Here is a 5,630-nt window from a genome sequence, read left to right as displayed (position 1 = left end):
TACGATATCCAGTCCATCAAGATTGATACTAAGAATATCAAGCCTATTGGTCTGAAGGTCGGTGGTAAGCCTGAGACTACGATCCCTGAGAACATCATCTTCAAGCAGACCGATGACAATGAGACTGTAGAGGTCGTTGTCAATGGTCAGAAGGTTACCAAGACTTTCCCCTACGGACGTCTCACCTATCGTAACAACGGTTCCAATATCGATGAGGGCTTTAGTATCGTGGTACCTGTCACCGTTACTTACAAGTGGGGTGAGATCAAGAATGGTGAGGTTACTGTTCCCGTGAAGAAGACCTCAGAGCTTCGTTCCCTTTGATTTAGATTCATGCAGTGACTTAGAGCATCAGCTCTAAAGTCCCCAATTCCTAAGGAGGCACTTTCACATCGGTGAAGGTGCCTCCTTCTTCGTATGTAGTCATGTCATCCATCTGTTCTGAAAGTCCACACCCGGGGCGTAGTTGCCGTCGAGCCCTATATCCACTTGTCACCGAGTCTGTCACTTAGATGAGACGTTGACCCCTTGAGTGTTGCACTGAGAGTTAGGGAGGGGGCACCCCTGGCACTGGGGTGTATCGTATAGAGCTCGATAGAGTTCGGTGAATTCTAAACCCGGTATTAGTGATCACTAAACCCGGTAATAGTGATCACTAATATCGGGTTTAGTTTGGAGGCGCAGGGATGACGCATTTAAGCTATACAGTAAGCCGTCTGATGTCCGTCAGAGAGGCTGATGCTTAGGCTTGCGGATGGGTGGTCTCTCTTATCGCTCCTCTCCGATGTGACGGCGACCCCGACATGGGACGCTCCCTCTGGAGGACCCACCATCCGACCGACCCCTGGCGGGGTCGAGGGGTGAGGGGGACGCTATCGGTAACCCGGGGTCTTCGGCACTTCGTGCCTCGACACCCGGGCTATGAAAAATCGACCCCTACCGGGGTCGTCCCCTGATCGGACGGCCCAAAGTCCTATCGGACAGATCGGCGGGTAGCACCCCGGCAGGGTTTATCGCTTCTTTGCTTTAAAGCTTAAATGGGTCACCCTCGCTCCTTTTTACTCCCTACCCTGCGGCAAAATGGGTACCTTTGCAGTAGGAACCCCTATAGTATGTCTACGATCATCACTCTACTGATACTGGCTGTGGCTGTCGGACTTCTGATCTGGCAGCTGGCACGTCTGATCCGGCAAAATGGCGGGGAGGCACCGGACGCGGCCAGCTCCGCCGAGTGTGGCGGTGGCTGTCTCTCCTGCTCGGTCGGCTGCACGTCACCGATCGATATCACGGACAAGCGCCGTCCGATGATCCTCTACTACGAGGACGAGGAGCTGGATCGCTTCCGCGGTCGTGCGGCGGACCTCTATACGGAGATGGAGACTCAGGAGTTTCGCCACGTCCTCCGGACGCTGGAGGATGCGGATGTGCCCGGCTGGGTGACCAGTATCCATCGGCGGGGGATCCACTTCCCTGCCGGCGTTGCTGACGAGGTGACGCACCGCCTCAGCGTGGTGATGACTCAGTGAGACCTGACACCGTGGACCACTTCTCTCCTCTCTCTCCACCGGGAAGGAACTGCGGTCTGCTCCTTCTCACTCTCCTTCTCTCCCTCTCCTCCTGCTCTCTGCTCGATCGGGTGGAGCGACTCAATGCCCGGACCTATCTCCGGCGCTCCCTCGCCGACCTCTCGCATCAGGATCGCCCCGAGGAACTGACAGACTATCCTCTCCTGCTCTACCCGCTCCGCTCTCTACCCGCCGGGGAGGGGGAGAAGCTCTTCCGCACCGCCGACGCTCTGGGAGACACCCTTCTCCTAGAGCAGATCGGGCTAAGGACGGGACACCCTGAGATGGCACTGAAGTCGCAGGATAAGCGACAGGCGATGATGGCGGCGGCACTCCTCGGCGACACCGTCCGTCTGAGGGGGCTGCTGGAGATCTCTCCCGACCCGGCGATGGCCTACTCGCTGGCTCGGATCGAGGGGGATACGCTCGCCGCCCGCAGTCACCTGAGAGAGGTGCTCACCTCCGGGGCATATCCGCCCGAGACGAAGCGGCTGGCGGCATGGGCGCTCACGGCGTACCGGTCCGATCGGGCGGAGGCGGTGGAGCAGCTGATCCGCCTCGGGGAGCGGGGCCCTCTGGGGGAGTGGGCGGCACTGCTGAGCGGCGAGCCACCGACGCCGGACGAACTCCGGAGGCAGACCCCCCTTCTCCTCGGCACGCTACGGAGGGGTTCGCTCATGGAGCGCAGTCTCATGGAGGATCTGCGGGAGGAACTGTGGCGGCAGTGTCTCTGGCCTGAGGCGCTGGAGGTGCAGCAGCGACTGCCAGACGAGCGGCATGCGCAGATCCTGAGCTATGAGCGGGAGATCGCCCTCCTGGAGGCATACGAGAAACCGCAGGAGGAGCAAGTCCCTGCTGTAGAGGGGGAGAGTAGAAGCGAGGGGCGAAGCTTTGTGGAGCGCTTTGGTTCGGTGCGGAATGTCAATAACTGGGCAATGGACTACGGGGGATACCGTGCCGTCTCACTCTCTCGGCGGCTCACCCCGGAGGAGTATGAGGAGCTGAAGCAGCGAGTGTCTCAGGCTCTCCTCGGATAAGACCATTTTGCAAAGGTCTTGATCGGATCAGTCGGACGGACAGTATCTGACCCAAAAAGCCCCCTGTCGAAGCGACCGTGAGTCGTCTCGGCAGGGGGCTCTGTCTGTCGCAGGAGCCTTAGCTCTGCGGGTCGTCCGTGGAGTCTCTCTTCATAAAGAGCCAGATCACCAGGCCGATGATCACAAGCACCAGGAGGGAGATCCCGGCAAAGGCGAGGAGATGGACAGCACCCTTGACGGCGTAGTAGATCCCCACGCAGAGGAGGAAGATGATCGCAAGGGTGATGAGGATGTTCTTGAAGTTCATATACTTATTGCTATAAGAGTTTGCATATTATCGTCCATTACGCTGCTGCTGCTCGCGGAGCTTCTTCATCTGCTCCTTCTGAGCCTTCTCGAGCCGCTCCATGAAGCCGGACTGCTTCTTTTTCCTGGGCTTCTTGGCATTCTCCTGCAGCTGAGCGAAGAGCTTCTGCTCGTCGATAGACCACTGGAAGGCCTTGGTCTGCAGGATACTGATGAGGAGGGAGGCGAAGTAGTAGAGAGAGAGTCCGGAGGCGTTGTTATTGAGGAAGAAGAAGAGGAAGAGCGACATGAAGATCGGCATCGCCTTCATCATGCAGGCGGACTGCTGATCGCCGCCTGCCGTGCCGGACTGGGTGAGTCGCATGTAGATGATCTGAGTCACCGTCATCAGGAGGCAGAAGAGCGATATATGGTCTCCTATCATCGGGATGTCGGCGCCCCAGCGGATCACGTCGTCGTAGGTACTGAGGTCCTGCGCCCAGAGGAAGCTCTCACCGCGGAGGTTGAGGCTGGTGGGGAAGTACTGGTACATGGCGATGAGGATCGGCATCTGGAGCAGCATCGGGAGGCAGCCGCCCATGACGTTGACGCCCGCATTCTGATAGAGCTGCATCGTCGCCTTATTGCGCTCCATCATCTTCTCCTCGCCGGGATACTTCGCATTGATCTCGTCGACGAGCGGCTTGATGGCGCGCATCTTGGCCTGGCTCTTGAAGGACTTGAAGGTGAAAGGCGCGAGGATCAGCTTGATGATCAGCGTCAGGATGATGATGATGAGCCCGTAATTGGAGATGTACTTCTCGAGGAAATTGAAGACCGGAAGCACGACCCAGACGGTGATAAAGCGGAACCACCTCCCCATGTCGATCACCTCTGTCAGGTGGGTCTTGTCGCCGAGATTCTTGTCGAGGCTCTTGAGGAGGGCGTGGTCATTGGGACCGTTGTAGATCTGGAGGGAGATCGGCTGCTTGCCGTCGAAGGGGAGGACAAACTTTGCCTCCATCTCCTTGAGCTTCTGCGGATCACCCTTGACCATCTCCTGGCTGACTGCCAGCGAGCCGAGACGAGTACGAGAGTAGACGATCGTGGAGAAGAACATGTCGCGGAAAGCGACCCACTTCACCTCATTGGTCAGCTCCTTGTCCTCAGACTTACCGGTATTGAGCTTGTCGACATCACCGTCGGTGAATTCGTAGGCCATACCGGAGTAGCGCTGCTCAGCCTGCTCGCTCTTCTCATTACGATAGACGGGGAGCGATATGTCAGCGTCGAGGAAGGGGGAGTTGGGCGCCATGACGCTCTTGAAGTCTCCCGTGCCGGCGATGGTGACATCGATGAGGTACTTGGGGCGAAGGGTGTAGACGAGCGTCAGGCTGGAGCCATTGGTCGCCATGGCGGACATCTTGACCTGCGTGGGACTCACCTGCTCGCCGACGAAGTAGAGATCCTCAGTGCGGACGACACGGTTGCCGCTCGTGAAGAGGGTGAGACTGAATCGGCTGTCCTCCGGTCGGATGAGCTGTATCGGGACTCCCTGGTAGTCGTCGTACCCCAGAATCTCCGAGGCGATCGGCTTACCGCCCTTCGTGGAGAGGGTGACGGAGAGGGAGTCATTGGCAATCGTAAAGGTCTGCTCCCTGCCGTGTGCAGAGGGGGCAAAGGGTCCAAATGTCTCCGACGCCTGAGCCGTCAGGATGGAGTCGCGCTCGGCGGGGGTGTACTGTGCAAGGGTGGCACTCCGGCGGAGGGAGTCCTCTGTCGCGATCCGGTCTAGCGAGTCGACCATGGCGCGCTCCCTCGCCTGAGTGGCGAGCGCTACGGAGTCGGCATAGCGCTGCCGGAGCTCCAGCTCCTCCTGAGAGGGTCGTCCCAGGATGGAGAATACCACGAGGACCACGCCCATGAGGACGAGACCGATGATCGTATTTTTATCCATTACTTATCTGTCTGAGGACAGCTCTTGCGATGCGAGCCGTCCAGATGATCGTCTGTGCTTGTGTGTAGGTCTGACTTACTTTTCCTCTCCCTCTCGGGCAGCCTTGTGTCGAAGTGCCGCCTCGACGAGAGACATAAAGAGCGGATGGGTGTGCTGGAGCGTGCTGGAGTACTCGGGGTGGTACTGCACGCCGATGAACCACTGCTTGTCGGGGAGCTCCACCACCTCCACGAGACCTGTCTCGGGGTTGCGCCCGGCGATCAGCACGCCCGCCTCCTCGAAGGCCTGCTCGTACTTGCTATTGAACTCATACCGGTGGCGGTGGCGCTCGCGGATGGTCTCCATACCGTAGATCTGAGCCACCTTGCTCCCCTCAGTCAGCTCGCAGTCGTAGCCACCGAGACGCATGGTGCCGCCTAGCATGGTCACCTCCTTCTGCTCCTCCATCAGGTCGATGACCGGATCGGGACTCTGGGAGTCAAACTCGGTACTATTGGCCTGCTCCAGCCCAAGCATGTCGCGGGCTATCTCGATGCAGATGCACTGCATACCGAGGCAGATGCCGAGGGTCGGCAGGTCGTGCTCACGGCAATAGCGGATCGCGGTCAGCTTGCCGGGTATGCCGCGCGAGCCGAAGCCCGGCGCGATCACCACCGCATCGCAGGGAGCGAGCAGCTCAGCGACATTCTCATCCGTGATCTTCTCACTCGAGATGCGGACGAGATCGACCAAGCGGCCATTGTAGACACCGCTCTGCTGGATCGCCTCGTCGATCGACTTGTAGGC

General features: G+C 58.9%; 6 protein-coding genes. 3 read left to right on the top strand and 3 right to left on the bottom strand.

Going from position 1 to position 5,630, the window contains the following annotated elements; genetic code table 11:
- From Q0F21_RS04940 to Q0F21_RS04930, 3 genes are all read left to right on the top strand, one after another.
- Nucleotides 1-324 (top strand): hypothetical protein (locus Q0F21_RS04940; protein WP_297237947.1); only part of this gene is annotated, 324 nt, incomplete at its 5' end.
- A gap of 788 nt (nt 325-1,112) precedes the next feature.
- A complete protein-coding gene (locus Q0F21_RS04935; protein WP_297237945.1) occupies nt 1,113-1,526 on the top strand; it encodes a FeoB-associated Cys-rich membrane protein in 414 nt (137 codons plus the stop codon).
- Entirely contained in the window at nt 1,523-2,602 is a 1,080-nt protein-coding gene (locus Q0F21_RS04930; RefSeq protein WP_297237943.1) for a hypothetical protein, read from the top strand. Before Q0F21_RS04935 ends, Q0F21_RS04930 begins: the two co-directional genes overlap by 4 nt.
- 118 nt (nt 2,603-2,720) lie before the next feature.
- Here Q0F21_RS04930 and Q0F21_RS04925 read toward each other — a convergent pair whose 3' ends face one another.
- The 3 genes from Q0F21_RS04925 to Q0F21_RS04915 all read right to left on the bottom strand — a co-directional run.
- Nucleotides 2,721-2,909 (bottom strand): hypothetical protein, encoded by a 189-nt coding sequence (locus Q0F21_RS04925; RefSeq protein ID WP_297237941.1) that lies wholly within the window; start codon nt 2,907-2,909, stop codon nt 2,721-2,723.
- A 27-nt stretch (nt 2,910-2,936) separates the two neighbouring features.
- On the bottom strand, nt 2,937-4,844 hold the full coding sequence (yidC, locus tag Q0F21_RS04920) for a membrane protein insertase YidC (protein WP_297237939.1): 1,908 nt from the start codon (nt 4,842-4,844) through the stop codon (nt 2,937-2,939).
- A gap of 75 nt (nt 4,845-4,919) precedes the next feature.
- The coding region (locus tag Q0F21_RS04915) for a gamma-glutamyl-gamma-aminobutyrate hydrolase family protein (RefSeq protein ID WP_297237938.1) at nt 4,920-5,630 on the bottom strand (711 nt) is incomplete at its 5' end.

This window comes from uncultured Porphyromonas sp. (genome assembly GCF_934359325.1).
Taxonomy (GTDB): Bacteria; Bacteroidota; Bacteroidia; order Bacteroidales; family Porphyromonadaceae; genus Porphyromonas_A.
Note: the sequence above shows the minus strand (reverse complement) of the source record. Positions and strands in the feature narration are given on the sequence as shown.

Bases quoted from the DNA above. Each gene is read 5' to 3' on its own strand.
- yidC (WP_297237939.1), bottom strand. From the start codon at position 4,844: ATGGATAAAAATACGATCATCGGTCTCGTCCTCATGGGCGTGGTCCTC.
- Q0F21_RS04925 (WP_297237941.1), bottom strand. From the start codon at position 2,909: ATGAACTTCAAGAACATCCTCATCACCCTTGCGATCATCTTCCTCCTC.
- Q0F21_RS04935 (WP_297237945.1), top strand. From the start codon at position 1,113: ATGTCTACGATCATCACTCTACTGATACTGGCTGTGGCTGTCGGACTT.